This is a genomic window from Aminobacter sp. P4_D5, from assembly GCF_056401815.1.
In genome coordinates, this window is the sequence record NZ_JBFUIP010000050.1 from 1 (window position 1) to 24,600 (window position 24,600).

Genomic DNA, 24,600 nt, shown 5'->3' on the forward strand with positions numbered 1-24,600 from the left:
CGTCATCGCCGCTGCGGCGATCTGGCTTCTGCTCGCGTCAGGCCAGTGGGACAGCCTTTCGATTCTCAAGGAATATGCCAATCGCGCCGACAGTTTCTGGAACGAAGCGGCGCGCCATGTCCAGCTTGCACTAGGCTCGCTTGCCGCCGCCGCTCTTGTCGGCCTGCCGCTCGGCATTTTGTGCCACCGCGTCGAGGCGCTGCGGGCTGGCGTGCTCAATGTGCTCAACATCATCCAGACGATCCCCTCGATCGCGCTGTTCGGCATCCTGATCGCGCCCCTCGGCTGGGTTGCGGCCAATGTTCCCGGCGCTTCCGCTCTGGGCATTCGCGGTATCGGCGCCGCACCGGCCTTCGTCGCACTGTTTCTCTATTCGCTGTTGCCTGTGGTCGCCAATACGGTGGTCGGGCTCGCTGGTGTGCCGCGCGCGGCGAACGATGCGGCACGCGGCATGGGCATGACCGGCTGGCAGCGCCTGTCGAATGTCGAGTTTCCGCTTGCTTTTCCGGTCATTCTCACCGGCATCCGCATCGTTCYGGTCCAGAACATCGGCCTTGCCACCATTGCCGCGCTGATCGGCGGCGGTGGCTTTGGTGTGTTCGTGTTCCAGGGCGTCGGCCAGACGGCAATGGACCTTGTCCTGCTTGGCGCGGTTCCAACGGTGGCGCTGGCCTTCGCCGCTGCCATCATCCTTGACGCGGTGGTCGAATTTGTCGCGACCCGCAGAACCTTGGCGGTGGCGGCATGATCGAGATCGAAAACATTACCAAGCGTTATGGCGAAACCGCTGTCGTCGACGACGTCTCGATGGTCATTGAGCCGCGTACGCTGACGGTGATCGTCGGCACTTCCGGCTCTGGCAAGACCACGCTCTTGCGCATGATCAACCGCCTGGTCGAGCCGACCTCGGGTACGATCAAGCTCGACGGCACGGACAATCGCTCGGTGCCCGGCCACGAACTGCGCCGCAGCATCGGTTATGCCATCCAGGGCAATGGCCTGTTTCCGCACCGCACCGTGGCACAGAACATCGGCACCGTCCCATCGCTGCTTGGCTGGGACGCAGCGCGCATCAAGGCTCGCGTCGACGAGCTGATGTCGCTGCTTCAGCTGGACCCGGTGGCTTTTGGCCCTCGTTATCCCCACGAATTGTCGGGTGGCCAGCAGCAGCGTRTCGGCGTCGCCCGCGCGCTTGCGGCCGAGCCCAACGTGCTGTTGATGGACGAGCCGTTCGGCGCGCTCGATCCGATCATCCGCACCAAGGCGCAGGAAGACCTGCTGGCGATCCAGAAACGCTTCGGCACCACCATCATCCTCGTCACCCACGACATGGAGGAGGCGGTCCATCTGGGCGACCGTATCGCCGTCATGGATGCAGGGCGACTGATCCAGTATGCGACGCCAGCCGAAATTCTGGCCAAACCCGCCAATGACTTCGTCGAAACACTGATCGGTGCCTCCGACCGCCCGTTCAAGCTGCTGTCGCTTGGCGCCGTCGGCGATGCGGTCGAGCCCGGCAAGGCCGCCGGCGAGGGGATACGCGCCGAGGCGACCCAGCGCGATGCGCTTGCGGAACTGTTGTGGTCGGGTCGTTCTGCGATGCCGGTGACATCGGACGATGGCACACCGCTTGGCAAGGTCACTATGGAAGGCCTCGTCAAACGTGCCGCGAGGCCGCAATGAAGGCCTGGATTCCACTCCTGCTGCGGCTCGCCGTGCTGGTTCTGCTCATCGCCTTTTTGACAAATCCCTTGTGGTTCGAGCCGCTGCTCAAGCCGCTGACGCAGAATGGCGCTCATGCCATCTACAACCAGGGCAGTTTGCTATCACTGGCGCTGCAACACCTGCGCACGGTCGCCATCGCCACTGCCGCAGCGATTGTCGTTGCCGTCTCCCTCGCAATCCTAGTTACCAGGCCGGCAGGCGTCGAATTCCTGCCTTTGTCGCGCAGTCTGGTCAATATTGGCCAGACCTTTCCTCCGGTCGCGGTTTTGGCGCTTGCCGTTCCCGCCGTTGGCTTTGGCGAAAAGCCGACGCTGATCGCGCTGTTCCTCTATGGCCTGCTGCCGATCTTCGAGAATTCTTTGACGGGTTTGACCACCACGCCGCCGAGTGTGGTTGAAGCCGCGCGCGGCGCTGGCATGACCAGTTGGCAACGCCTGCTCAAGGTCGAACTGCCGCTGAGTGTGCCGGTCATGCTCGCCGGCATTCGGCTTTCGGTGGTCATCAGCCTCGCCACAGCCACCATCGGTTCGACGGTCGCAGCCAAGACGCTAGGCGAGGTCATCATTGCCGGGCTGCAATCCAACAATCTGGCCTTTGTCCTCCAGGGAGGCTTGATCGTTGCTGCCCTTGCCGTGCTGATCTACGACGCGCTGTCGGCGCTGGAGCGGATGGCAGCCAGGCGAATGGGGCAGGTGGCCCAGAACGACTAGCCGAGGCTAGCGCCCGCGCACCGGGTAATCGAGCGTGATTTCGAGCCGGCTTTTGTTGCCTTCGATGATCCAGCGGCGGCGCAGCACTGCAAAATCGTGGTTGTTGCCGCTCACCGAAAGCGAAATCACGTCGCCCGTTTGGCATTCCACAGAAAGCTTGAGTACCCCGAGTGTACCGTCCAGGCCCGCCTTCGCGGCATACACCCTGGCCGAACCTGTCAGCACGACATCGACCTTCTGGCCTGTTGCGCTGCCGCTGAGACTCGGTGATTGATCTGGCTGATGCCCCGGTCCGTCATTTGAAGGAGTTCTTGCCATGGTATGGCGTCTCTCTAAGATCGTGATGTGTCTTTGTCTTGCAGCTTTCGCCTTTCTTGTGGCGTTCGGCAATATCACCGACTACGGCTCCAATTTCGCCTTCGTCCAGCATGTCTTGAGCATGGACACCACTTTCCCGGGCAATGCCATCATGTACCGGGCGATCACCAACCCGACGCTATGGAGCATCGGTTACTGGCTGATCATATTTGGCGAGGCGCTGACCTGCCTGCTTTTCGTCATCGCCGCTTGGAAGCTCTGGCAGGCAAAATACGGCTCCGCCCAACAATTCAACAATGCCAAGAGCTTCGTTCCGATTGCCGTGACGATGGGGTTTCTCGTCTGGTTTTTCGGCTTCATGGTCATCGGCGGCGAATGGTTCGGCATGTGGCAGTCGAGCACCTGGAACGGGCAGGAGGCGGCATTCAAGTTTTACATGACGATGCTGGCGGTGCTGATCTACGTCAATCAGCCCGATCGCGAGCTGGCCTGAAGTTGTTTGAATTGCGTTTGACCGTTCGAAGCAGCGCGGCGAAAGCCGGGACAAAAGCTTAGCGATATCTTGACGTTCGCTGCCCTGTTTCGGATGGTTGGCGGGAGCGGGAAGCCGCACCAAGGCTTGCCTGCCTCATTCACTCGCCCGGGGAGGGGAATTCCGGGCACAATCAGGGAAGAGAATTGGCAATGACAATGCTTTACGTCGTCATCGCCTGCGGCCTGCTATCTGTCCTTTACGCCATATGGGCGACGCAGTCGGTGCTTGCATCCGACCAGGGCAATGCGCGCATGCAGGAAATCTCCGCCGCCATCCGAGAAGGTGCGCAGGCATATCTGGCCCGCCAATACACCACCATCGCCATCGTCGGCGTCGTTGTGTTCCTGCTCGCTTGGTGGCTGCTTTCCGCAACCGCGGCGATCGGCTTTTTGATTGGTGCAGTGCTTTCGGGGGCAGCCGGCTTCATCGGCATGCATGTTTCGGTCCGGGCCAATGTGCGCACCGCACAGGCCGCCTCCAACAGTCTCGCCGCCGGCCTSGACMTCGCCTTCAAGTCGGGCGCYATCACCGGCATGCTGGTGGCYGGCCTCGCTTTGCTTGGCGTCTCCGTCTACTACCTCATCCTGACCGGGCCCATGGGGCATGCGCCTGCTGACCGCATCGTCATCGACTCGCTGGTAGCTCTCGGCTTCGGCGCCTCGCTGATTTCGATCTTCGCCCGTCTCGGCGGCGGCATCTTTACCAAGGGTGCGGATGTCGGCGGCGATCTCGTCGGCAAGGTCGAAGCCGGTATTCCCGAAGACGATCCACGCAACCCTGCCACAATCGCCGACAACGTTGGCGACAATGTCGGCGACTGCGCCGGCATGGCTGCCGACCTGTTTGAGACCTATGCCGTGACGGTCGTCGCCACCATGGTTCTCGGCGCGATCTTCTTTGGCGGCACTGAAATCTTGTCCAACGTGATGCTCTACCCGCTCGCCATCTGCGGTGCCTGCATCATCACCTCGATCGTCGGCACGTTTTTCGTCAAGCTCGGCGCCAATGGCTCGATCATGGGCGCGCTCTACAAGGGCCTGATCGTCACCGGCCTGTTGTCCATCATCGGCCTCGGCGCGGCAACGTCGCTGACCGTTGGCTGGGGTGAGATCGGCACCGGGGGTGGCGTGCTGATCACAGGCAAGAACCTGTTCATCTGCGGCCTCATCGGCCTCGTGGTGACCGGGCTCATCGTCGTCATCACCGAATACTACACCGGCACCAACAAGCGCCCGGTCAATTCGATCGCCCAGGCTTCGGTCACCGGCCACGGCACCAACGTCATCCAAGGTCTGGCCGTGTCGCTCGAATCGACCGCTCTTCCGGCGATCGTCATCGTCGGCGGCATCATCTCGACCTTCCAGCTAGCGGGCCTGTTCGGAACGGCAATCGCTGTGACCACCATGCTGGGACTTGCCGGCATGATCGTGGCCCTCGATGCCTTCGGCCCGGTCACCGACAATGCCGGCGGCATTGCCGAAATGGCCGGCCTGCCCAAGGAAGTGCGTCATTCGACCGACGCGCTCGACGCTGTCGGCAACACGACCAAGGCTGTGACCAAGGGCTATGCCATCGGCTCGGCGGGCCTCGGTGCGCTGGTGCTGTTTGCGGCCTATAGCTATGACCTGCAGTACTTTGCGGCGAACCCGACGCAGTTCCCGTACTTTGCTGACATGGGCACGGTGTCGTTCGACCTCTCCAACCCCTATGTCGTCGCCGGCCTGATCTTCGGCGGCATGATCCCTTACCTATTCGGCGGCATCGCAATGACCGCCGTCGGGCGTGCGGCAGGCTCGATCGTCGAGGAAGTGCGCAAGCAGTTCCGCGAGGATCCAGGCATCATGAAGGGCACTTCGAAGCCCAACTATGCCCGTGCTGTCGATCTGCTCACCAAGGCGGCGATCAAGGAAATGATCGTTCCTTCGCTGCTGCCGGTGCTGGCACCGCTGGTCGTCTATTTCGGCGTGCTCTTGATCTCGGGCTCCAAGGCTTCTGCCTTCGCCGCACTCGGTGCCTCGCTGCTCGGCGTCATCGTCAACGGCCTGTTCGTCGCCATCTCGATGACCTCGGGTGGTGGTGCCTGGGACAACGCCAAGAAATCGTTCGAAGACGGCTTCACCGACAAGGACGGCGTCAAGCACATGAAGGGTTCCGAGGCCCACAAGGCGTCGGTGACCGGCGATACGGTCGGCGATCCCTACAAGGACACCGCCGGTCCTGCGGTGAACCCGGCGATCAAGATCACCAACATCGTCGCACTTCTGCTTTTGGCTGTGCTTGCGCATAGTGGCGGCTAGTCCGGCATGCGGCTACGCCTGTGAACGATCGTGAGTGATCAAGCCCCGTCCGCATTGTGCGGGCGGGGTTTTCAGTTCAGGGGCAAAAAAAGACCCGCGGGATTGCTCCCGCGGGCTGTTGCCTGAGATTTTTGAAACCTGTCGGCGGATCAGCCGCCGCCCAAAATACTGCCCGCCGCGCTCTGTCCGATCTTGCCTGCACCGGAAAGCAGCTGGCCGAGGAAGTTCTGGTCCTTGCCGCCGGTAGGCGTCGTGCGCGAGATGAAGTCGAACACCTTGCCTTCCTGCATGCCGTAATTGGCGATGTTGGTGACACGGCCGTCGGCGCCGAAATAGACGGCGAGCACGCGCTGTTCGATGAGCTTGGGCTTGGCGAAGGCGACTGTGCGCTTCCGCGTCTGGGAGATGTAGTAAAACACCTCGTTGTCGAAAGTCGCGGTCGTCGAGGGCGTACCGAGCGCAAGCAGAACCTGCTCGCGGCTCGAACCCACCGGCACGGAATCGATCGACTGCTGATCGATGACGTAACCCTGGGTCAGCGTTTCGCTGGGGCTCAGATCACCGAACGTCTTGGAGGTGTTGCATGCCGAAAGCGCGGCAGCCGCCACAATCAGCGATACAGCGCTTGCCGGACGCAACGAAAATGGCATCTTGAATTTCAGCGAGTGCAACAACAACTCCATCCTGTCGTGCCAGCGCCCTGCTTGCGCGGAGCCGCAAAACCGGTAAACCAGCTTGCGCGCCGATGCAACAAGGCCACTGTGCGAAACGGGTCCCCGGGAGACCGCCCTCAAATGTTCCAGCGTCTGTTTGGGCGTCACCGCCAAGCCAATCGCGCCATCACCGAGGCGCTCTATACACGAATCGTGGCAGCCGCGCGGCAGGAGCCATTTTATTCGGCGTGGAATGTGCCCGACACGCCGCTTGGCCGTTTCGAGATGCTTTCGCTGCATATGTTCCTGTTTCTGCACCGCCTGCGCGGCGAGGCAGGCGCTTCGGCTGAGATCGCGCAATTGCTGATCGACGAATTCTTCCTCGACGTCGACCATTCGCTGCGCGAGCTGGGAATCAGCGATGTCGGCGTGCCCAAGCGCATGAAAAAACTGGCGAAAATGTTCTACGGCCGCACCGAATCCTACAAGGATGCGCTCGAACGCGACGATCACGCGGCGTTTGCTGCAGCCCTTTTACGCAACGTGCGCCCAGACGTGAAAGAATGGCCGGAAGCCGCGGCCCTTGCCGAATACGTCTTTGCGGCGAATCGCACCCTTGCCGCCCAGCCTTCGGAAGACATATGTGCCGGCAAACTGACTTATCCGGTGCCCATGCAGCCTGAAGGAGGCCACCCATGAAGCTCGTCGAAACCTCAAGCCCGGTTTCCTTCTTGGTAAACGTCTCGAGAATGCCGCAGCGAGGCATGTCCGCTATCGTTGATGCCGACGCGGCCCAGCGCGCAGCGCTTGCCGAAGCTCATGGCCTGTTGTCGGTCGAGCGCTACAAGGCAGATCTCGTAGTCACCAAGTGGAAGCGTAACGGCATCAAGGTCAGCGGCCGGGTCAAGGCTCAGATTACCCAGGCTTGCATCGTCACCCTCGAACCGGTCGAAGCGACCATCGATGCTGACGTCGAGGGCGTTTTCTTGCCCGAAGACTCCAAGCTCGCAAGGCAGGGCTTCAATGAGGCTGGCGAGATACTGCTCGACGCGGAGGGCCCCGACGCCCCCGAAACCTTCACCGGCGACACGATTGATGCGGGCGCCCTTGCCGAGGAGTTCTTTGGTCTTGCCATCGATCCATATCCGCGCAAGACAGGCGCTGCGATAGCCAGTGCCGACGACGGCGACATTGAGCCGGTCGAAAGCGAATTCCAGAAAAAGCTCCGCCTAATATCCAAGAAGCTTTGAAAACGCCCGCCGTTTCGCGTAATCCCGGTTGTGCGGTCATCCAGAACCGCTATTTTCGCCGGACTTTTGCGTGCCCTGCGACGCCAACAGTGAGATGACCGACGCGTGATCAAGATTTCCATTGATGCCATGGGTGGCGATCACGGTCCTTCCGTGATCATTCCCGCCTTGGCCAAGGTCGCCACGAGGCGCACCGATATTCGCTTCATCATCTACGGTCGCGAAGAGGCGGTCCGTCCCGAACTTGCCAAGCAGCCGCGGCTCGCCGCTGTCAGCGAGTTCGTCCATTGCGAGGTTTCCGTGCGCATGGATGACAAGCCGAGCCAGGCGCTGCGCCATGGTCGCTGGAAGTCGTCGATGTGGAAGGCCATCGAAGCGGTCAAGTCCGACACATCAGACGCTTGCGTCTCGGCCGGCAATACCGGCGCGCTGATGGCCATGTCGAAATTCTGCCTGCGCACCATGGCGACCATCGACCGTCCGGCGATCGCGGCCATCTGGCCGACGACGCGCGGCGAAAGCGTGGTGCTCGATGTCGGCGCCACCATCGGTGCTGATGCCCACCAGCTTATCGATTTCGCCATCTTGGGCACCGGTATGGCGCGTGCGCTGTTCGGCATCGAACGGCCCACCGTCGGCCTGCTCAATGTCGGTGTCGAAGAGATCAAGGGCCAAGAAGAGGTCAAAGAGGCCGGGCGCATGCTGCGCGAGGCCAACATGGCCTCGATGAATTATCAGGGCTTCGTCGAAGGCGACGATATCGGCAAGGGTGTGACGGATGTCGTCGTGACCGAGGGTTTTTCGGGCAACATCGCGCTCAAGACCGCCGAAGGCACCGCCCGCCAAATCGGCGGCTACCTGCGCGAGGCGATGAGCCGCACGCTGATGGCCAAGATCGGCTACATCTTCGCCAAGGGCGCGTTCGACCGCCTGCGCGAGAAGATGGACGTGCGCCGGGCCAATGGCGGCGTCTTTCTGGGCCTCAACGGCATCGTGGTGAAGAGCCATGGCGGCGCTGACGCGGATGGTTTCGCTGCCGCCATCGAAATGGCCTATGATATGGTCCGCAACCGGCTGCTCGATCGCATCGAGGCCGATCTCGACCTTTTCCACGCACGCAATCCGCATGCTGCGATGGGGCGACCTGCCGCTGCGGTTGAAGATCAGGAATAGGATTTTTTCAAAGTGATCAGATCAGTTGTGCGCGGCATCGGTTCAGCGCTGCCCCGCCGCATCATGAAGAACGCCGATTTTGAAGGCATGGTCGAGACCTCCGACGAGTGGATCGCCCAGCGCACCGGCATCCGCCAGCGCCACATTGCCGCCGACGACGAAACGACGGCTTCGCTCGGTGAAGCAGCAGCGCGCGCGGCACTGGACAATGCCGGACTGACGCCTGACGACATCGACTTGATCGTTTTGGCGACGTCGACGCCCAACAACACGTTTCCCGCCACCTCCGTCGAGATCCAGAACCGGCTCGGCATGCGCCACGGCTTTGCCTTCGACATGCAGGCGGTGTGCAGCGGCTTTGTCTATGCCGTCACCACGGCCGATCTCTACATCAAGGGCGGGCTCGCCAAGCGCGTGCTGGTCATCGGCTCCGAGACCTTCTCGCGCATTCTCGACTGGTCCGATCGTTCGACCTGCGTGTTGTTCGGCGACGGCGCCGGTGCGCTCATTTTGGAGGCTGCTGAAGGGCAGGGGACCATCGCCGACCGCGGCGTATTGGCGGCCAGCCTGCGTTCCGACGGCACCCACAAGGACAAGCTCTATGTCGACGGCGGCCCCTCGACGACGGGCACCGTGGGGCACCTCAAGATGGAAGGCCGTGAGGTCTTCAAGCATGCGGTGGGCATGATCACCGACGTGATCGAGGACGTTTTTGCCCAGACCGGCATTTCCGCCGACGATCTCGACTGGTTCGTGCCGCACCAGGCCAACAAGCGCATCATCGACGCTTCGGCCAAAAAACTCGGTATCCCCGAGCAAAAGGCCGTGGTCACGGTCCACCTCCATGGCAACACCTCAGCCGCCTCGGTGCCGCTGGCGCTTTCGGCCGCCGTTGCCGACGGTCGCATCAAGAAGGGCGACCTTGTGATGCTCGAGGCCATGGGCGGTGGCTTCACCTGGGGCGCCGTGCTTCTCAGGTGGTGATTTCATCGCGACAGCGCCCGAACGGCGTTCGCGAAAAGGTCATGCCATCGGTCCTTGACCTTGACGGATCAATTACTTAACCTCCGGCGCGCTTGCTAAATTGTTGTTTTTGAGGATGGGACCGTCGCATGGGGGGAAAGACACTTACGCGAGCCGATCTCGCTGAATCCGTCTACCGGAAAGTCGGTCTTTCCCGTACGGAGTCGGCGCAGTTGGTCGAAACGGTTCTCGACGAAATCTGCGAGGCAATCGTGCGCGGAGAGACGGTCAAATTGTCGTCTTTTGCCACGTTCCATGTTCGCGACAAGAACGAGCGCGTGGGCCGTAACCCAAAGACCGGTGAAGAAGTGCCGATCCTGCCGCGCCGGGTGATGACCTTCAAGGCATCCAACGTGCTGAAGAGCCGTATCCTGCGCGCGCACCAGAACGGCAAGTCCAAGGCCGCCAAGTAACGATTTTTCCGCTCTAACCGGTTGATAGCCTGGTGCGTGATTCGCACCGGGCTTGAATGTTGTCGCGCAAACCGCTGAAATGAATCACGAATCGTTTTGCGAAAGTGGCGACCATGGACAAGAGCCCCGACGCCTTCCGCACCATCAGCGAAGTGGCCGAAGATCTAGACCTGCCGCAGCATGTGCTGCGCTTTTGGGAAACTCGCTTTACCCAGATCAAGCCGATGAAGCGTGGCGGCGGCCGACGCTATTACCGGCCGCAGGATGTCGAGCTGATCAAGGGCATCCGCCACATGCTCTACGAGCAGGGCTACACCATCAAGGGTGTGCAGAAGCTTCTACGTGACAATGGCAACCAGTTTCTTGTCGCTATCGGCAGCGGCGATCTCAAGGCCGTCGAGGCGATCGCCCAGCGCAAGCAGGCCGAGGCGCCGCTGACACCTGCTGCACAGCCGCGCGCGGTCGACGAGGAGATGCTGGTGGGCGAGGCAAGGGCCAAGCCGAGCCGACGCTTCTTTGGTCTCGGCAAGGGCGACGATGACGGGCCGGTGGCCGCCGACTCAAGCAAGCTGTCCCGCGACAACCGGGCGCTGCTCCAGGAAGCGCTGTTTGACTTGCTCGAATGCAAACGCCTGCTCGATCAGGTTCGTTAGGCGCCACGTTGCGCCTTTTGGGCCGTTGAAATCGCCCGCTAATTCGGAACGAAGAAGTTTGGCGGGAAAGCCGCGGAATAGGGTTGACCGGGACGGCATTATCACGATACATCGCGACCGGTCCGGAGTGTAGCGCAGCCCGGTAGCGCACTTGACTGGGGGATATAGTCTCTCAGCGCGCTTTCTTCAAAGTATTCAATGGCTTTTGATCTGTTCCCGCGTTGTTTGTGGGGCTTTTTGTGGGAGTTGCTGCTTCCAGCGCTGCACGCACGTCTTCCTTGACAGCATGAGCATACTTGGTCGTGGTGGCCACGTCGCGGTGGCCCAGCAGCTCCTGCACGACGCGCAGATTGCTCTTTCGCAGCACCCGGGTCGCCGCCGTGTGGCGCGTGTCATGGAAGCGGAAGTTGGTCACCCCAGCGTTCGGCACGGCTCGACGCATTGCGGTCTTCAATCCCGACTCGGTGAGCGGATAGCGCTGACCACGACAGATCACGTCGTCGCCGCGCCGCACTGTGCGCTTGGCCTGGTAGGTGAACACCTTTGTTTCGTGGTGGTTCTGCTGGCGCCACAAGAGATCGAAGATCGCTTGCGACATCGGGATCACTCGGGACTTCTTGCCCTTTCCGATCACAGTAAATTGACGTCCGAAGAAATCGACGCGCGGCCAGTGCAGCCCAAGGATCTCCAWGCGCCGGCAACCGGACAGGAACGCGAATTCGATCGCGTCGTCGTATCCGCGCTCGAGCTGTTCCATGATCGCTGATTCTTCGGCGATGCTTGCCTCGCGCACGCGCTCCTGCGGCTCGGCCAGCAAGTGGTCTTTCCACTTCACTTTCGCTATGGGCACGCTCCATATCTCGCGGGCGCGGATCATGATTTCGCGTAGCGGCTGGGTCACTGTGCGGTTTACGGTGACCGGGCCGACGCGTGTCGGCAGCTTGCGCTTGGGGATGGTCTCGCCGCGCCGCTTGGCCACCATCATGGCAACTTTACTGTCGTCGATGTCGCGCAGCCTGGTGTTCTTGCCAAAGTGATCGACCAACCAAGCCATAGACCATTCGGTCGTTGCCCAGTTGGTGTGATGCTGGCCGACCTCTTCCCAGTAGCGGCTGGCGGCGATCTCGATCGTCATGTTGGGATCGGTGAAAGCCTTTTCGGTAGCGAGGATAGCCTTGGCTTCCTCGCGCTTGGCCTTTTCTACGGCCTCGGCTTCACGCTTAGTCGTTCTTTCCGTCGGGCCTGAAAATCGACGACCCTGTAGCTGGAAGTCGTAGGAGTACGTTCCGTCCTTGGTCTCTTTTCGAATGAAGACGGACATGCGGTCTTTTTCCTTCTGTCCTTCCAGGCATTCAAGTCAGCGAGATCATATCTTGGCGTCTCGCGCTTTCTGCCCCGGCCGACGTTGATGTAGGGGATTTCTCCGGCCTTGCGCATTTCGCGAAGGGTGTCTTCACCGATGCCAAGTTCGGCTGCGGCCTGCTCCGGTGTCAACAGGGCCATAGCTTCGCCTCTTGGATGCCACTGTGATTTTGCGTCTCTTGCCACTGCGTTCCATCGAGCCTTACGATCTTGGATCGGGGGAGCGATTCATGACGGCGGAGCGGGTTCTTCAAGCGGCTAGCAACATTATCTGCGTGGCAGTCGGCCTTTTGGTTGGACTGGCAGTGGCAGATGTTATTGGAGAAACGGCCGTGGCGACCGTTCGTGACTGGCAGGGACTTCTGGGCGGTGTCTTGGCAATTGCCGCTGCCTATCTGACGGTTCGTCAGATGCGACTTAGCGACGATCAACACCAAATCAGACATTCTGAAATGATTGGAGCCGAGCGAAGCCGTGAGCGAATGATCGCGAAGCGTGCAGGGAGCCATATGGCATCTGATCTGCGGGTTACCGTTACGGTGGTGGGTCAAATGCGATCGGCAATGAGCGAGGAAGCGTTGATACGAAATTTTTTTGATCACTCTCCTGGTCTCGCTGCGATCCACACATTCCTGCAGCGCGTGACAACGCATCGAAGCCTCCTTGAGGCACGACCGCTTTTCGAGCCTGAGATGGATGAATTTCTCACCAAGGCTACTCAGTATGTCGACGCAACGGAAAAGGCGTACGAAGTAATGCGCTCGGCTGCCCACAGGGCGGCGCTTACGGCGGATCACCTTCCAGCCGCCCGGGCTTTGCTTCGGCAGATCGACAGCGCATTGAATTACATTGAAAAGTTGGCGGTGGAGCTGGACGCTATGGATCGGAGATACGCGTAGCGACGGCACTGTGTGGCCGCCAATCATTGATTGCGTGTGACGCCAAGCCATTTCAGCCTCCACTACCAAACCAGAGCGCAGCAGAGCCGAGGCTGGAGGCAAAGGCGAAGATCAGCGTCCATTCGCATAAGCCGAACATCGGGCGCGCCTCGAACGGCGGTGAATCGTCGTCGAGCGCATAGTCCAGTGGCGTGGTGTTGTGGCCGGGCCGTTGCATGTCGATGAGGAGGCGGGCGTGACGGCGCGAAAGCTGCAGCTCGCGCGGCGCCGGCTCGTTTGTGTGCTGGCGCCGCAGCCGGGCGAGGGCGTCGCGAGCGCTCATCAGGATTTGTCTCCCGCAGCTGCCAAGGCATCGGACATGACGGCGTCCAGTTCAGAGTTCCGGGTCGTGGCCGGATTGCAAACGTCACAGCGGCGCCCGCAGAGATCGCAGCCGCTTTCGGCGTCGTCGCAGAAACCGTCGATGCGCGAATAGACAAGGCCTTCGCCGTTGCAGTTCCAGCATTCGCCGTCGTCGTCGAAGTCGTCGGCGTACGGGTCGAGATTTTCGGTCGCGACCATGGTGTCAGCCCGCGCGGCCGGTGGCGTTGGCGATGTCGGCGGCGGTTTCGCTGTAGGCGGCGATCTCAGCACGCGTGAAACCTGCCAAGATCAGCGCGTCGCGATCGACAGGGCGGTCGTGCGCGGCCAACTCGAGCATCGCCTGAGCCATGCGGCTGACGATGGTGGCTTCAGACGAAGGGGCGGGAAGTGCCGACGGGATCGGCGTGGCGAAGGTCTGCTGGATGGAAATCATTTTCGTATGCTCCTAGTTGAACAGTTGTGAACAAGTATCGCTGTCGCGGGCCGCGCGATTGACTTTCCGCGAGCGAAGCAAAACTCTTCCGATGTTTAGGAAAACGTGCGGAGCCGGGCCTTTGACCGACCCAGCCCCGCGTAACCCCTCGATACAGCATAGGAACGAGGAGCTATCCGAATGGGACCGTCACAATGGGAAATGAGCAAAGATCCGCGGCCATCGCCGCCGCCTCGGCCGGCACCTTCGCCGTTTCCGAGGCCTCTGCCGGACGGAGCGAGAACCGACACGAACTTCGCCCCGCCGCCGCCGCCGCCGAGCCGGACGAAGTAGCTAACCAACTGCACCAAGCCCGCTTTGGATTGCTGGAAAACATTGCCTACCACGCGATCCGCGAACAATTCCTGGGGCGGCTGAACAGGTTGTTCACTGGGCTTCAGGTGTTTTTGGGAACGAGTGCAATCGCCGCCATGACGGACTTGCTCTCGTTCGGCGCCCTGTGGCCGATGGTCATTTCGGCATTGGCTGGCGTCATCTTGCTGGTGATTGATCCGGCCGCCAGCGCGCGCGAACATCGTGCTTTGCGCGCGCGCCTTCACTACGTGTTGGCCGATCTCGACGAAGCAAGCCCGACGCTGGAGCACGTTCGGGCCAGCAAAGCCCGCGTACACAAAGTGGCAGCCGACGCGCCGCCGGCATTTCGCTGCGTGCAGGCCATTGCCTACAACACGGCGGTCACTGCGATTTATCCGGAGGAGGATGCGCGGCGCTATCGCTACAAAGTGAACTTTGTTCGCCGTACTTTTGCGAACTGGCTGCCGATGCGTGGCATGCGCTTCAAAAAGGAAAGCGGTTGATACGGACACGGCAACACTCCATCGCAGTGATTGCGATTGGAGCGGAAACTAAGGCGGAATAAATTCCGCGTCAACTGTGAAAGCGGAAACAATTCCGTATGACAGGAATACGAACCCGGGCGTGTCTGTTTTGGCTCTCGGGTTGCACGTCGGTGAGTCTGCTTTAACTGCCGGTTAAACGCCAAACAGCTCGTTGATGGTCAGGACTTTGTGGATGGAGACGACGGTCTCGCGCTTAAGTTCCACGGTGGCTTCCGGATTGAGTTTCCCGATGAAGATGCTCTTTTCGGTGCGTTTGAGCAGTCGGCCGATCATGCCTTCCTTGCTGTCGTTGCCGTTGTATTGGATTTCTAAGACAACGGAGTCGCCTACCTTGGGAGGGCGATCGGGGTGCACAAAGCGCAKGTCGCCCGGATTGTGCTCAGGTACCATTGATGTGCCTTCAACATAGACAGCGTACAAGTTCTTGGCGCCCATCATGGCTGGTGGCCTTCGAACCCAATCAACGACGCCGCCTTCGAATTGAAACGCACCGCCCATATGCGATCCCGCCGCCGTTCCAAGCACTGGAACGTCGTTGGGTAGAGATGTAGCTGGCGGGAGGTCGATGGATGCAGGGCGAACATCATTACTCACTGAAACGTCACGCGACTTAGTACCTTCGCCAGTAAGCAGCCATTGTTCTGTTGTTTCAAGGGCTCTTGCTAGGCCAGTGAGGTTCTTTCCGTTCGGTACCTGGTCAGGGTTGGCAAGCAGCTTACGCATGCCGTCACGTGACATGCCGGCGGCCAGCGATGCGGCCTGTGCTGAAAGCTTGAGGTCTGCTAGGCGTTCCTCAATGCGACTCTGAATTGTATTTGTCATGCGCGGAATTCTATCCGCGTTGAGGCGGAATTGCAGGCGGAAGAAATTCCGTTGACAAAGCGGAATTGATTCCGCATTTTCCGCGCCATGAAGCTCAGGTCCCAACTCGTCACCGTTTCTGATGCCTACTGCGCGGCGACCAGACTGTCGCGCTCGCGAGTTTCAACGATCGTTCTCAACCGAGGTGCCACGCTCGACGGGCTGGCCGAGGGGCGGGCCGACGTAACTACCGGGACGTTCGAAAAAGCCATGCGGTGGTTCTTGGACAACTGGCCGGATGGTGCGGAGTGGCCAAGGGACGTTGATATGCCCGTTGCCGACGAGGCCCGGCCATGAAGCCTCACGAAAGGACCAAACAATGCACCACTCCGTGTTTCTGCGGACGCAAGGCCGGCGTGTCGTTGGCCAGAAGCAAGAACTCGTCTCGCCCTCTTACGACTGGCGGAAGCGGAAGGAGTGGGAAAACTATCTCGCCCGCCGCCCCAAGGTGGCTGAGGAACAGCGGGAGCGGCGTGCTGCCTGGGCGCAAAATCCCAAAAATCCAGCGCTCACCGCTCGTCGCCGGGCGGAATTGGAAATGGCCGGGATCGACTGAGGCGTCACCAACCTTTTTTGGGGAAAGCCTGATCGACCTTGTCAATCGGAGCGGGCTGGACTGTGCGAATGCGCGCCCCTTCGTCGATTTCGTCGCTTCGCATTTCCAAGGTCTCGTCGAGCCGGTTGGCAACGCCCCAGATGCCAGCGGCGCGGTCGCGCCAGATGTCATTCCGTTCGCGATTGCTTTCGGCGTCTTGTCGAAGTTCGGTTGCCGCCATTCGAATGTGATGCATGGCTCGCGGCGGCAGTTCGCTGCATGCGGCAAGCAGAAGCATCTCGAGAGCTTCAAGCTTTCCTGCAAGGAAAGCAGGGCTGAGCATAAGATCTTCTTCTGTCTCGGGCATGTCGTGTTTCCTTCCTTGGTGTCTGGCGATTCCGGGAAGGCTAGCCCGTTCCGTTTCGCGACGGAACGGGCATCATTTGCTTTCGAGGCCCGGCCATGACGCTGAGGCGCTCGCAACAGTTCCTGGCCATGCAAGGCGACCGCCTGCTTGGCCGCAGTTTCCTGCCGACCTCCTCCCCGGCGGGAAAACAGGCCGCGTCGGAGGTCACCCCTCCCGCCTTCGACGCGGCCGACCTTTCCGACAATGTGCGCATGATCGTGCGCCTCGTTTCCGAGGCCGAACAGATTTCGAGCGGGGAGGTCATTTCCCGCGCCGTCTGTTCCTACGCTGAACGCCATGTCGGTCTCCCCGGCCTACTGGGCGAATCTGAGGCTTTTGACCGTCCGCGTCACGCAAATAGCCGGGCCCACGCTTTGCAGCCCGATTTCGTCGACGGCTGCCTGACCGCCGTTCCCAACTTTCGCGCCACTTCCAACCGCTTCGGAGTATCCGCCCGATGAGCCGTCCTTCATCCGACAAGCAGCGCGCCAGCCTGAAGATGGCTTTTGCCCGCGCGGTGGAAGCGCTGGGTGGTGGCAAGATCGCCTCCGGCATCACGCGCGTAAACGCAACGATGATGTCGCTGTATTCCGCGACCCATGAGGATCAGCGCCATGCGGGGCTCGATGTCGCCTTCGATATCGACAAGGCCCATGTCGACGCAGGCAGCGAACCACCGGTTCTTTCGACCTATGCCGCGCTGCTGGGCTTCTCGCTCGCTGCGATGGAAACGAGCAAGGACGCCAGCTGCGTGACGCTTGCCGACCTGGCGCGGCTCGACCGCGAGGCCTTCGAGGTGCGCGGCGCGATCTACGAAAGCCTGACCGACGGCAAGTTCACCCCAGCCGAAAAGCGCAAGGCGCTGAAGGAACTCACCGAACTCGAAACCATCATCATTGCCATCAAGGCGAAGGTCGAAGCGGCATGATAAACCTCGTGTCAGGCCGGTCTAGTCATCCTGGCCAGGGATTCCAAATAGGCCGCAACCTCCGGCGGCTCGGTTCCTTCCGTTCCGTGCCCTGGGGCGGGGCGGAAGAGCGCATTGAGAATGATCGGCCTGCTGTCAGCGTCGGCGCGTCCTGCTTCGGTCAAAGTAAAATAGGTGTCGAGCATGGTCTCTCGCATGCGCGCGTCATCTTTCAGCATCATAGATCGCGTGAAGTAGCGAATTACCACCCGCAGCGCCCAGAGGTAGGCGAAAACCGGCACGGAGATTATGACGAGCCGGGTCAGGAAGTGCGCGAATACTGCTCCGGTGCCGCCAGCCCCAAGCAGTACTACAATGTCGAAATTGTTGACGAAACGGACGACGGCCGGCCCGAGACCAAAAGCGGCAATGAATGGGATAGCTACCATCGCAATCAGAAGCCAGACCGTGTTTTTGAAGGACCTACGGGCCTCGCTGTATCGCTTCGACCAGGTTTCGCGGGCGCGATCGAGCTGCAATTCCTGACGAATGGACTTTTCGAAGCTTGTGAGCTGACCCTGCAGCTCCTTCATCCTGTCTTGTTCGCCGATGATTTTCTCGTCGAGCTCGTCCAGCATCTCTCCATGCGTGTTTTTGTCGGCCACAAGCTTTTCTGCAAGTTTCTTGCGCGAACTCTCGAGCCTGTCGAGAAGTGCTTGTTGTACCGCCACTTTTTCATTGACGCGGCCTGCAATCGTCGGCTGGAATTCAGCGACATTCTTTGCTGCGGCATAGTCCGAGAGGGCAAGCATAAGGTCCATTCGGGCGCGCGGCGCTGTTTCATCGAAATTCGGCTGGGGAACATTCGGCCGACGCTCAACCAGAGGGGCGACAACGACAAGATTTCGGATGAACCGCGCTTTCGCCTCAGGCATAGGCTCGCGCGAGACCTGCTTCAAAGTATCGATACGATCCTGGTCAAACATGGGCAAGGGCGAACGCACGATCTTGGCGGCGTCTGGACCGTCGAAGATGCCCGGGCCTTGTCGCTGGAGAACACCCGCACACCAGGCGGCCATAGCATCGAAAAGGTGCTTATTGTCGAACGGCTGCGATGCCCCCGCCTCGTCGAGGTATCGGATATCACGAGCCAGTTGGAACAATTGCTGGTACAGAACGGCTTGTTCGCCCGCAGCCTTTTGTGCCTCTGCTACGGCACTTTTTCCTTCGAAGACCTTTGCGCGCTCGGCAAAAACCTGAAAGATCGTATTTGCGATTTCTTGCATACTTCCCCCCGTAGCCTGAACACCTATTCGATGCTGGCCTTTTGTCAAAGGGGGACGGCATGAACGATCTTCCCATCCATCCGCTGGCTAACTTGTTTCCGATGCTAACCGAGCAGGAAATTCGGGAGCTGGCCGACGACATTGTGACCTATGGCCAGCGCGTGCCGATCATGCTGCTCGATGGGCAGGTGCTGGATGGTCGCAACCGGCTTGCAGCTTGCCGTTTTGCGGAGGTCGAGCCGGTCTTCGCGCGATATGAGGGCGACGACCCACTTGGCTTCGTGCTGTCTCACAATCTGCACCGCCGGCACCTGACCGAAAGCCAGCGGGCACTTGTCGCGGCATCGATCGTTGACTGGGACCGGGGCATGAACCAGGCCACCGCCGGGTCAGCAAATTTGCCGACCCGAAAGGCGGCGCGAAAGCTGTCGATCTCGGAACGTGCGGTGATTGCGGCCAAGCGCATTCGCGAGCATGGAGCGGTCGAGCTGGTTGAGGCAATCCGCGACGGGCGAGTGTCGGTGCACGCCGGCGAGGCAATCTCCCAACTCGCGGTCGAAGCGCAGCGCGAGGTGTTGGCCAAGGAAGAGCGCGATATCGTGCGCCGCGCCAAGGAAATTCGTGTCGAGCGCCAGAAGCTGCGCCACACGGTGCGCCTGGCGCATATGGACATGGTGGCCGAACGGGGCAGGGCGACTGCACCGGGCAAGCTCGACCGCTGCTATCCGGTCTATTATGCCGACCCGCCGTGGCGCTTCGGCGTCCATTCGGAAGTTACCGGCCGCGAAAAGAGCGCGGAAAATCACTATCCGACGATGACGACCGATGAGATTTGCGAGCTTTTGGCAGATCTGATCGGCGGCAACACGCCTGCCGTGTTCTTCCTCTGGGCGACTAACCCGATGCTGCTCGATGGCGCGCGCGTGCTTCAGGCCTGTGGCTTCACCTACGTGCACAATTGGGTTTGGGACAAGGAAGTTGCCGGAACCGGCTATTGGGGCCGCGACTGTCACGAACATCTGCTGATCGGCAGGCGCGGCGATGTGGCTGCACCGCTGCCCGGCACTCAGCCGGAGACCGTGTACCACGAGCGCAAGGGCCCGCACTCGACCAAGCCTGATTTCTATGCCGAGCAGATCGAAAAGCTTTACCCCGGCATTGCACGGCTGGAACTGTTCTGCCGCAAACCCCGCCCTGGCTGGGACGCATGGGGCTATGAAGCCGGCGAGGTGGCRGCATGACCCCGTGTATTTCTTTGGATCAGAACGAGGCTCCAGTCGGTCTCCAATTTCCGCATCGGCGGAAAGGGGGATTCAAAGAAGTTACCGCTTCCGCGAAGGTCGTTAAGGGTGGTATTTCCGCCGATCTTCGCGCCGGAGAAATTACAATTAAAAAAAGAGTTTCTATTCCAAGAGTACACATTTATTTTGTAAATGTTGCATCCTTCGAATTTGCATCGGTCAAATCGCTTGTCGATTTCACCACCAAAGTATTTCCACGTAACTCGTACAAATTCCCAGTTCTCATTGGTGCGCATATCGCGGAAATGGGGGCCAGCCAATCCATCATAATAGTAGACATTCTGCACGCCCTCTACCGGACGCCAGAACTGGTGCTCGTTGCCATCTTTAAGTTCAGCAGTGAAGACAAGTCGACGATCGGATCGGCGTCCGATTGCGGCGCCAGCGGCGAGCACAGCAGTTGCAGACTCAAAGTGCACCCCGTCGTGCGACGAACTATGGTTGTTCTGGATATAGTCAGCGACCAAGTTCATTGCCTCAACAGCGAACTTTGGGTTTGTCGCCGTGACAATCGCGTGCAGCGTAGCCAGCCCTGCGGAGACGTGCCCAGGCTTTTGCTCGTCGATCAGTTCGGCTCCTTTCTGCAGAAGCGTAGCAAGGTTGTTTTCTTCGGTAGCCGCGATCTGCTGAGCCAGCTTGTCGATCTGGAGACGCTGCATCTCGGCCTGCTGTGTGGCGATGAGGCCGCGCCAGGCAATAGTGCAAAACGTGATCAGGCCGGCACCAATAAGCCCAAGCTTGTAGACGACGTCGATCAGCTGGCCACGGTGCTCCGCGTTGGCCGAGGCAGCAAGCGATACGAGTGTGCCAATGATTACCGTGGCGAATACCAGGACGGCGGTGCCAACCGCTGCCTTGAACCACATGTTCTCATTGCGCAGAAACTTGTCGAAATTGTCCATGACACTCCCCCTCTCGGAGAAATAGGCGACCCGCCCTCGCTTTTGCAAGCGAGAGCGGCATGAGCGACGCCAATCAACAGCTGCCGATCATCCGGCAGATGCTCGACGCCGAGAGCGATGAGGCACGGGCGCGCATCCTGCTAGTCGTGCCCGATGTCATCCTGATGCGGCATCGCGAGGTGTTCGAGAAGGCTTGCAGGCTTGTCGGGTTCGAGTTGGGCGAGGAGTTCATCGCGATCCGGCGGGCCGAATGGCATGCCGTGCGCGGTCCTGACGGGCGGCATCAGCGGGTGCTGTTTTCGGAAGCTCGCGCCGCCTTTGTCGAGTTTGCCGGGGTGCCGGCATGACGGCGCGCCCCAAAGACCTGCCGACTCACGCGCCAGTCAATCGTTCCGGCATCAATTCGGCCTTMGCGCGACGGGCGCTGGGCAAGCGCGAAGCGCGGCGGCTGGCCGAGCTGATGGACGATGCCGAAAGGCGCGCGCGTGCACGGTTCGAACTCGCCAATCGCGAGGTTGAAGACATCTTCACCCATGCTCGCGCCGAGGCCGAGGCGCTGCTTTCCCGTCTGCCCGACTTCTCCGCGCTGGAGCTGAACGGCCAGCGTGCTTTGCGAGCGATGCGCGACGCCGCCGACCGGCACGGCCTGCCGCTCGCCGTCATCGTTGGCCGTGTGCATCACGATCTTGCCCAGGTCGCCCAGAGCGAGGCCGTGCGCGGCATCGCCAACGCATGCCCCGGCATTTCCGACCACGAAATAGGGACGCTGCTCGGCTTGACGGCCGATGCCGCCCGCAAAATGCGCAGGGAGGGGAAATGAACCGGGGCGGGATGGGAACGAATGCTGACCGGTTCGTCACCTCAATGTGGCTTTCACCCTGTTGCCGGCTCGGCCAGTATCCCAGCCTCTTTGCAGAAGCCCTCAAAGGCTTCGCGAGCTTCATCCAACGAGATCGAACCATTTATCGCCGACTGCATGGCGTTCTCGGCCAGATCGAAGAACGGATTACGCTTGTCGCGAGGCCAAGCTTTGAGGAATTCGACGGCGTCAGGCACCGAGGCGATCTCGCGTGGCGGGAAGTCGGTTTCCTTGAGCCATATGGACGGCGTGAGTTCCATCCGACCCATCGCGCTAGCGGAAGGACGGTTGCATGAACCAGCAACTTTCCCCCGATGCCATGCGGCTACTTGCAGTGCGTGCCAGCGTAGAGGCAATCGAGCCTGGCGAATGGACCAACGTGCACGATGCCGACGGCTATTTTGTCGAGGCGCGCGGACCGATGGGCGAGTTGTTGCCTGTGCTCCGGTTCGACCCTAAGGCAACCGTCGAAGAAATGGGGTTTGTGACAGATGCGCCGGCAACGGTGCGCTTCCTGCTGCGCCTGCTTGACCGCGCCATGAAGCGGCTGCGCGAGATCGACCCGGCCCTGCACCAGCGCGACCGGCGCGGCGCCGCAAAGGGCGAGCCGCAGGCCCAGCCCAAGGACTTTGCGGCCGAAGCGGCGATGAAATGCCAGGAGCCGGTGTTCCTTGCCTTCCTCGAAGCGGAACACGGGCTGGAACGACCTCTGATGCCGGATCGCGCGGCACAGAAGGTGCGGTCGCTGTGCGGCGTCACCTCGCGAAAACAACTCAATGACGGCGGCCAGGCTGCGCAGGCGTGGCGGCAGCTGCGCGACGCCTATGCGGCATGGCGGAAGGCAGGACGATGAGCGAAGAAGCCACGATCAGGCGAGGCGTTCGCAATGCCCGCTACACCACCTTGCCGAACCATGTGTTCGAAGACATCCGGCTTTCCATGGAGGCGCGGTGGCTGCTCGGCTACCTGCTTTCCAAGCCCGATAACTGGACCGTGCGCATGGGCGACATCGCCAAGAAGGGAGCCTGCGGACGCGACAAGGCGCGCCGGATGATCAACGAACTGGTCGAGCAAGGCTATGCCGAGAAAGACCAGCAACGCGACGAAGGCCGGTTTGCCAAGTTGGCCCTGGTGATCTTCGATGAACCGAAAGAAGCGTGCGAAATCAACGGCGCCGACAAAAGTGTTGCATTCTTACCGCAGACTGAAAACCCGGCGCCGGTGAATCCGTCGACGRAAAAACCGGCGCCGGTAAATGCGGCACTAGTAAGTACTGATAATCTAGTAATTCCTGAATCTCAGTTTGAGAGAGAGCGCGGCCGAGAGGGGCAGGAAGATCACAGGGCAGTAGTCAGGGCGTTCAAACGGGCGTTCATGGCTTGGCCGACTGCGATATCGGACAGCGAGCCGCAGGCCTTCGACGTCTGGGCGACCTTGTCGGTCCAGGAGCGTGATGCGGCTGTCGCCGGTGCCGAGCGGTATGTGACGGCATCGAAGGCGACTGGCCGCACGAAGGTATGTTCCTTCGCCGTGTATCTTCGTGAATATCGCTGGGAAAAACTGCCCGAAGCGGCGGCGGCTGTTACCAAGCCGGCAAACCGCGAGGTTCGCCCGTTCGGGCCGGCATGGTCGTCTCTCCGCTTCCGGGCACTGCTCGACGGGCCGGTCGAGCTCGGCGAGCCTAACATGACGCGCGCCAAGCGCGAGGCGAGTTACCAGGCTTCTCGCGAAATGCTCGGCGCCGCCAAGGCTGAAGCCACCTATCGCAAGATGGGACACGATATCGGTGCGGCCGGCGAGCTGCTGTTTCCTGACGATTTCGAGGAACGCATCTGGTGGGATCACGTCATGACCAATGGCTTTCCCGAGGTCTCGCGTCTGGACAAAGCGGCAGGCGAGGGGCGGACGCTTACCGCACCTGTAGGCTTCGAACCTGTGGCCCAACTCATGGAGGCGGTGCCCGTCGGCCTGAAGACTTGGCAGGCATGGCAAGCAGCATTCGAGCTGCGACGGTGGCCATGGTTGCCGTCACCGGGCAAGCAGCCGGTGGTGTTCTTCCCGGTCGGTGGACCGGAAGGATTGGGAAGGTTCGAGCAGGCAATTCGAGACGAGGGAAAGAGCGATGATGGCGGTACGCGGGAAGCAGCTGAGTGAGAGTGACCGCGTATGGCTCGACCAGAAAGGCGAGCCGATCAACGTTGATCGTGCTTGGCAGAAGAGCGACAGGCGAATCGCGCTGTCGCGCCGCGAGCAGGCGATGCTGGCAGCGGCCGGAATGGATGGTCCGGAGGCGCGTTGGTATGTGCTTCGCATCGAAAACGGCATGGACAAAGCTGTTGATAAGGCTTTGGAGGATGCCAACGTTGAGCACTGCATGTTGGTCCTGAAGGTGGATGCAAAGCGCCGAGGCAAGCGCAAATACCAGAAGTTGGAGGCGGTGGATGTGCCTGCCTTTCCTGGCTACCTGTTCGTCAAGGTGGTGGCGTGCCCCAACACATGGGCTGGCCTTCAGACCATAGATGGCGTTGTTGGTCCGATAGGTGGAGCGGAGCGGCCTGAACCAATATCTGCTAGTGAAATCACTAAGTTGCAGGTGAAGATTGAGAAGGACCCTAAGGCCATTGCGGTGCTCACCAATGCCTTGTTGGTGGGTGATAAGGTGATGATTGACAATGGCCCATTCGCGTCTTTCGAAGCGGTTGTTTTGATGGTTGGAGAGACTGATAGGATCAGAGTTGAAACCGGCATCTTTGGCCGTCCCGTGCCTATTGACCTCGATCTTGCACAAGTCACGAAACTGGATTAGCGAATCTCACCTAGGACGAGCCGAAAGAGTC

The 24,600-nt window shown here is 60.6% G+C and carries 33 protein-coding genes and 1 pseudogene; 22 read left to right on the forward strand and 12 right to left on the reverse strand.

The features are described 5' to 3' along the window. The 3 genes from AC1DWF_RS13200 to AC1DWF_RS13210 form a co-directional block, all read left to right on the forward strand. Positions 1–748, forward strand: a 748-nt coding sequence (locus AC1DWF_RS13200; RefSeq protein ID WP_476841746.1) for an ABC transporter permease, incomplete at its 5' end; no start/stop codon positions are given. Continuing rightward, complete coding sequence (locus AC1DWF_RS13205) at positions 745–1,683, forward strand: ABC transporter ATP-binding protein (RefSeq protein WP_476841747.1); 939 nt, start codon at positions 745–747, stop codon at positions 1,681–1,683. The genes AC1DWF_RS13200 and AC1DWF_RS13205, both read left to right, overlap by 4 nt. Next, positions 1,680–2,435, forward strand: coding sequence for an ABC transporter permease (locus AC1DWF_RS13210; protein ID WP_476788646.1), 756 nt, complete (start codon positions 1,680–1,682; stop codon positions 2,433–2,435). The genes AC1DWF_RS13205 and AC1DWF_RS13210 overlap by 4 nt, the downstream gene beginning before the upstream one ends. Positions 2,436–2,441: 6 nt before the next feature. Here the strand turns inward: AC1DWF_RS13210 and AC1DWF_RS13215 are convergent, their stop codons facing one another. Then, positions 2,442–2,753: a hypothetical protein gene (locus AC1DWF_RS13215; RefSeq protein WP_476788647.1), complete on the reverse strand. Its 312-nt coding sequence runs from the start codon at positions 2,751–2,753 to the stop codon at positions 2,442–2,444. Here AC1DWF_RS13215 and AC1DWF_RS13220 point away from each other — a divergent pair. Both AC1DWF_RS13220 and AC1DWF_RS13225 read left to right on the forward strand, forming a co-directional pair. Next, complete coding sequence (locus AC1DWF_RS13220) at positions 2,752–3,246, forward strand: DUF2165 family protein (protein ID WP_476788648.1); 495 nt, start codon at positions 2,752–2,754, stop codon at positions 3,244–3,246. The two genes, AC1DWF_RS13215 and AC1DWF_RS13220, sit on opposite strands and share 2 nt — an antisense overlap. Positions 3,247–3,437: 191 nt before the next feature. Continuing rightward, positions 3,438–5,585, forward strand: a complete 2,148-nt coding sequence (locus tag AC1DWF_RS13225) for a sodium-translocating pyrophosphatase (RefSeq protein WP_476841748.1) — start codon at positions 3,438–3,440, stop codon at positions 5,583–5,585. Positions 5,586–5,734: 149 nt separating this feature from the next. Here AC1DWF_RS13225 and AC1DWF_RS13230 read toward each other — a convergent pair whose 3' ends face one another. Continuing rightward, positions 5,735–6,256 (reverse strand): outer membrane protein assembly factor BamE, encoded by a 522-nt coding sequence (locus AC1DWF_RS13230; RefSeq protein WP_476841749.1) that lies wholly within the window; start codon positions 6,254–6,256, stop codon positions 5,735–5,737. 123 nt (positions 6,257–6,379) lie between these two features. Between AC1DWF_RS13230 and AC1DWF_RS13235 the strand changes: the two genes are divergently transcribed. The 6 genes from AC1DWF_RS13235 to AC1DWF_RS13260 all read left to right on the forward strand — a co-directional run bounded on the left by AC1DWF_RS13235 (position 6,380) and on the right by AC1DWF_RS13260 (position 10,750). Beyond that, a complete protein-coding gene (locus AC1DWF_RS13235; protein WP_476788650.1) occupies positions 6,380–6,937 on the forward strand; it encodes a ubiquinol-cytochrome C chaperone family protein in 558 nt (185 codons plus the stop codon). Next, on the forward strand, positions 6,934–7,488 hold the full coding sequence (locus AC1DWF_RS13240; protein WP_476788651.1) for a YceD family protein: 555 nt from the start codon (positions 6,934–6,936) through the stop codon (positions 7,486–7,488). The genes AC1DWF_RS13235 and AC1DWF_RS13240 overlap by 4 nt, the downstream gene beginning before the upstream one ends. A 105-nt stretch (positions 7,489–7,593) precedes the next feature. Then, positions 7,594–8,661, forward strand: a complete 1,068-nt coding sequence (plsX, locus tag AC1DWF_RS13245) for a phosphate acyltransferase PlsX (protein WP_476786368.1) — start codon at positions 7,594–7,596, stop codon at positions 8,659–8,661. 12 nt (positions 8,662–8,673) lie between these two features. Further along, a complete protein-coding gene (locus AC1DWF_RS13250; protein ID WP_476786369.1) occupies positions 8,674–9,645 on the forward strand; it encodes a beta-ketoacyl-ACP synthase III in 972 nt (323 codons plus the stop codon). A gap of 128 nt (positions 9,646–9,773) precedes the next feature. Then, positions 9,774–10,097 (forward strand): integration host factor subunit alpha, encoded by a 324-nt coding sequence (locus tag AC1DWF_RS13255; RefSeq protein WP_055971437.1) that lies wholly within the window; start codon positions 9,774–9,776, stop codon positions 10,095–10,097. 113 nt (positions 10,098–10,210) lie between these two features. Continuing rightward, a complete protein-coding gene (locus AC1DWF_RS13260) occupies positions 10,211–10,750 on the forward strand; it encodes a MerR family transcriptional regulator (protein ID WP_476788652.1) in 540 nt (179 codons plus the stop codon). A 172-nt stretch (positions 10,751–10,922) separates the two neighbouring features. Here AC1DWF_RS13260 and AC1DWF_RS13265 read toward each other — a convergent pair whose 3' ends face one another. Together AC1DWF_RS13265 and AC1DWF_RS13270 are read right to left on the reverse strand one after the other, a co-directional pair. Beyond that, entirely contained in the window at positions 10,923–12,071 is a 1,149-nt protein-coding gene (locus AC1DWF_RS13265; protein WP_476841750.1) for a tyrosine-type recombinase/integrase, read from the reverse strand. Positions 12,072–12,094: 23 nt separating this feature from the next. Beyond that, positions 12,095–12,253, reverse strand: a pseudogene (locus tag AC1DWF_RS13270) (helix-turn-helix domain-containing protein); the annotation flags it as partial. Positions 12,254–12,276: 23 nt separating this feature from the next. Between AC1DWF_RS13270 and AC1DWF_RS13275 the strand changes: the two are divergent. Continuing rightward, complete coding sequence (locus tag AC1DWF_RS13275) at positions 12,277–13,011, forward strand: hypothetical protein (RefSeq protein WP_476787247.1); 735 nt, start codon at positions 12,277–12,279, stop codon at positions 13,009–13,011. Between the two features lie 52 nt (positions 13,012–13,063). Here AC1DWF_RS13275 and AC1DWF_RS13280 read toward each other — a convergent pair whose 3' ends face one another. The 3 genes from AC1DWF_RS13280 to AC1DWF_RS13290 are packed head-to-tail and all read right to left on the reverse strand — an operon-like array spanning position 13,064 to position 13,807. Continuing rightward, complete coding sequence (locus tag AC1DWF_RS13280; RefSeq protein WP_476787246.1) at positions 13,064–13,333, reverse strand: hypothetical protein; 270 nt, start codon at positions 13,331–13,333, stop codon at positions 13,064–13,066. Continuing rightward, positions 13,333–13,572, reverse strand: a complete 240-nt coding sequence (locus AC1DWF_RS13285) for a hypothetical protein (protein WP_476787245.1) — start codon at positions 13,570–13,572, stop codon at positions 13,333–13,335. The genes AC1DWF_RS13280 and AC1DWF_RS13285 overlap by 1 nt, the downstream gene beginning before the upstream one ends. A gap of 4 nt (positions 13,573–13,576) precedes the next feature. Beyond that, on the reverse strand, positions 13,577–13,807 hold the full coding sequence (locus tag AC1DWF_RS13290) for a hypothetical protein (protein ID WP_476788654.1): 231 nt from the start codon (positions 13,805–13,807) through the stop codon (positions 13,577–13,579). Between the two features lie 194 nt (positions 13,808–14,001). Here AC1DWF_RS13290 and AC1DWF_RS13295 point away from each other — a divergent pair, with 194 nt between their 5' ends. Continuing rightward, entirely contained in the window at positions 14,002–14,664 is a 663-nt protein-coding gene (locus AC1DWF_RS13295) for a hypothetical protein (RefSeq protein WP_476785527.1), read from the forward strand. 174 nt (positions 14,665–14,838) lie between these two features. On the opposite strand, the gene AC1DWF_RS13300 is transcribed toward AC1DWF_RS13295, so the two are convergent. Beyond that, on the reverse strand, positions 14,839–15,528 hold the full coding sequence (locus AC1DWF_RS13300) for a S24 family peptidase (RefSeq protein ID WP_476841751.1): 690 nt from the start codon (positions 15,526–15,528) through the stop codon (positions 14,839–14,841). Between the two features lie 358 nt (positions 15,529–15,886). Here AC1DWF_RS13300 and AC1DWF_RS13305 point away from each other — a divergent pair, with 358 nt between their 5' ends. Continuing rightward, positions 15,887–16,123 carry a hypothetical protein gene (locus tag AC1DWF_RS13305; protein WP_476841752.1) on the forward strand — a complete coding sequence of 79 codons (237 nt, stop codon included), beginning with the start codon at positions 15,887–15,889 and terminating at the stop codon, positions 16,121–16,123. Positions 16,124–16,127: 4 nt separating this feature from the next. On the opposite strand, the gene AC1DWF_RS13310 is transcribed toward AC1DWF_RS13305, so the two are convergent. Further along, positions 16,128–16,400: a hypothetical protein gene (locus AC1DWF_RS13310; RefSeq protein WP_476841753.1), complete on the reverse strand. Its 273-nt coding sequence runs from the start codon at positions 16,398–16,400 to the stop codon at positions 16,128–16,130. Positions 16,401–16,564: 164 nt separating this feature from the next. Here AC1DWF_RS13310 and AC1DWF_RS13315 point away from each other — a divergent pair, with 164 nt between their 5' ends. Together AC1DWF_RS13315 and AC1DWF_RS13320 are read left to right on the forward strand one after the other, a co-directional pair. Next, complete coding sequence (locus AC1DWF_RS13315) at positions 16,565–16,969, forward strand: hypothetical protein (protein ID WP_476785530.1); 405 nt, start codon at positions 16,565–16,567, stop codon at positions 16,967–16,969. Further along, positions 16,966–17,436: a hypothetical protein gene (locus tag AC1DWF_RS13320; RefSeq protein WP_476785531.1), complete on the forward strand. Its 471-nt coding sequence runs from the start codon at positions 16,966–16,968 to the stop codon at positions 17,434–17,436. Before AC1DWF_RS13315 ends, AC1DWF_RS13320 begins: the two co-directional genes overlap by 4 nt. Positions 17,437–17,447: 11 nt before the next feature. On the opposite strand, the gene AC1DWF_RS13325 is transcribed toward AC1DWF_RS13320, so the two are convergent. Then, positions 17,448–18,701: a DUF6161 domain-containing protein gene (locus tag AC1DWF_RS13325; RefSeq protein WP_476788656.1), complete on the reverse strand. Its 1,254-nt coding sequence runs from the start codon at positions 18,699–18,701 to the stop codon at positions 17,448–17,450. A gap of 59 nt (positions 18,702–18,760) precedes the next feature. Between AC1DWF_RS13325 and AC1DWF_RS13330 the strand changes: the two genes are divergently transcribed. Further along, entirely contained in the window at positions 18,761–19,942 is a 1,182-nt protein-coding gene (locus AC1DWF_RS13330) for an MT-A70 family methyltransferase (RefSeq protein ID WP_476788657.1), read from the forward strand. Here the strand turns inward: AC1DWF_RS13330 and AC1DWF_RS13335 are convergent. Continuing rightward, on the reverse strand, positions 19,915–20,904 hold the full coding sequence (locus AC1DWF_RS13335) for a hypothetical protein (protein WP_476784345.1): 990 nt from the start codon (positions 20,902–20,904) through the stop codon (positions 19,915–19,917). The genes AC1DWF_RS13330 and AC1DWF_RS13335 overlap by 28 nt on opposite strands. Before the next feature lie 59 nt (positions 20,905–20,963). Here AC1DWF_RS13335 and AC1DWF_RS13340 point away from each other — a divergent pair, with 59 nt between their 5' ends. Continuing rightward, a complete protein-coding gene (locus tag AC1DWF_RS13340; RefSeq protein ID WP_476784346.1) occupies positions 20,964–21,251 on the forward strand; it encodes a hypothetical protein in 288 nt (95 codons plus the stop codon). Then, positions 21,248–21,724: a hypothetical protein gene (locus tag AC1DWF_RS13345; RefSeq protein ID WP_476841754.1), complete on the forward strand. Its 477-nt coding sequence runs from the start codon at positions 21,248–21,250 to the stop codon at positions 21,722–21,724. Before AC1DWF_RS13340 ends, AC1DWF_RS13345 begins: the two co-directional genes overlap by 4 nt. A gap of 53 nt (positions 21,725–21,777) precedes the next feature. Here the strand turns inward: AC1DWF_RS13345 and AC1DWF_RS13350 are convergent, their stop codons facing one another. Continuing rightward, the gene (locus AC1DWF_RS13350; RefSeq protein WP_476784348.1) at positions 21,778–22,023 is read right to left on the reverse strand and encodes a DUF982 domain-containing protein; all 246 of its coding nucleotides are present in this window, start codon (positions 22,021–22,023) and stop codon (positions 21,778–21,780) included. A 32-nt stretch (positions 22,024–22,055) separates the two neighbouring features. On the opposite strand from AC1DWF_RS13350, the gene AC1DWF_RS13355 reads away from it, so the two are divergent. Genes AC1DWF_RS13355 through nusG form a run of 3 tightly spaced genes read left to right on the forward strand, consistent with a single transcriptional unit; the run spans position 22,056 to position 24,569 of the window. Then, positions 22,056–22,616 carry a hypothetical protein gene (locus tag AC1DWF_RS13355; RefSeq protein ID WP_476784349.1) on the forward strand — a complete coding sequence of 187 codons (561 nt, stop codon included), beginning with the start codon at positions 22,056–22,058 and terminating at the stop codon, positions 22,614–22,616. Beyond that, entirely contained in the window at positions 22,613–23,917 is a 1,305-nt protein-coding gene (locus AC1DWF_RS13360) for a helix-turn-helix domain-containing protein (protein ID WP_476841755.1), read from the forward strand. Before AC1DWF_RS13355 ends, AC1DWF_RS13360 begins: the two co-directional genes overlap by 4 nt. Beyond that, positions 23,886–24,569 carry a transcription termination/antitermination protein NusG gene (gene nusG, locus AC1DWF_RS13365; RefSeq protein WP_476784351.1) on the forward strand — a complete coding sequence of 228 codons (684 nt, stop codon included), beginning with the start codon at positions 23,886–23,888 and terminating at the stop codon, positions 24,567–24,569. The genes AC1DWF_RS13360 and nusG overlap by 32 nt, the downstream gene beginning before the upstream one ends. Positions 24,570–24,600 lie beyond the last annotated feature (31 nt).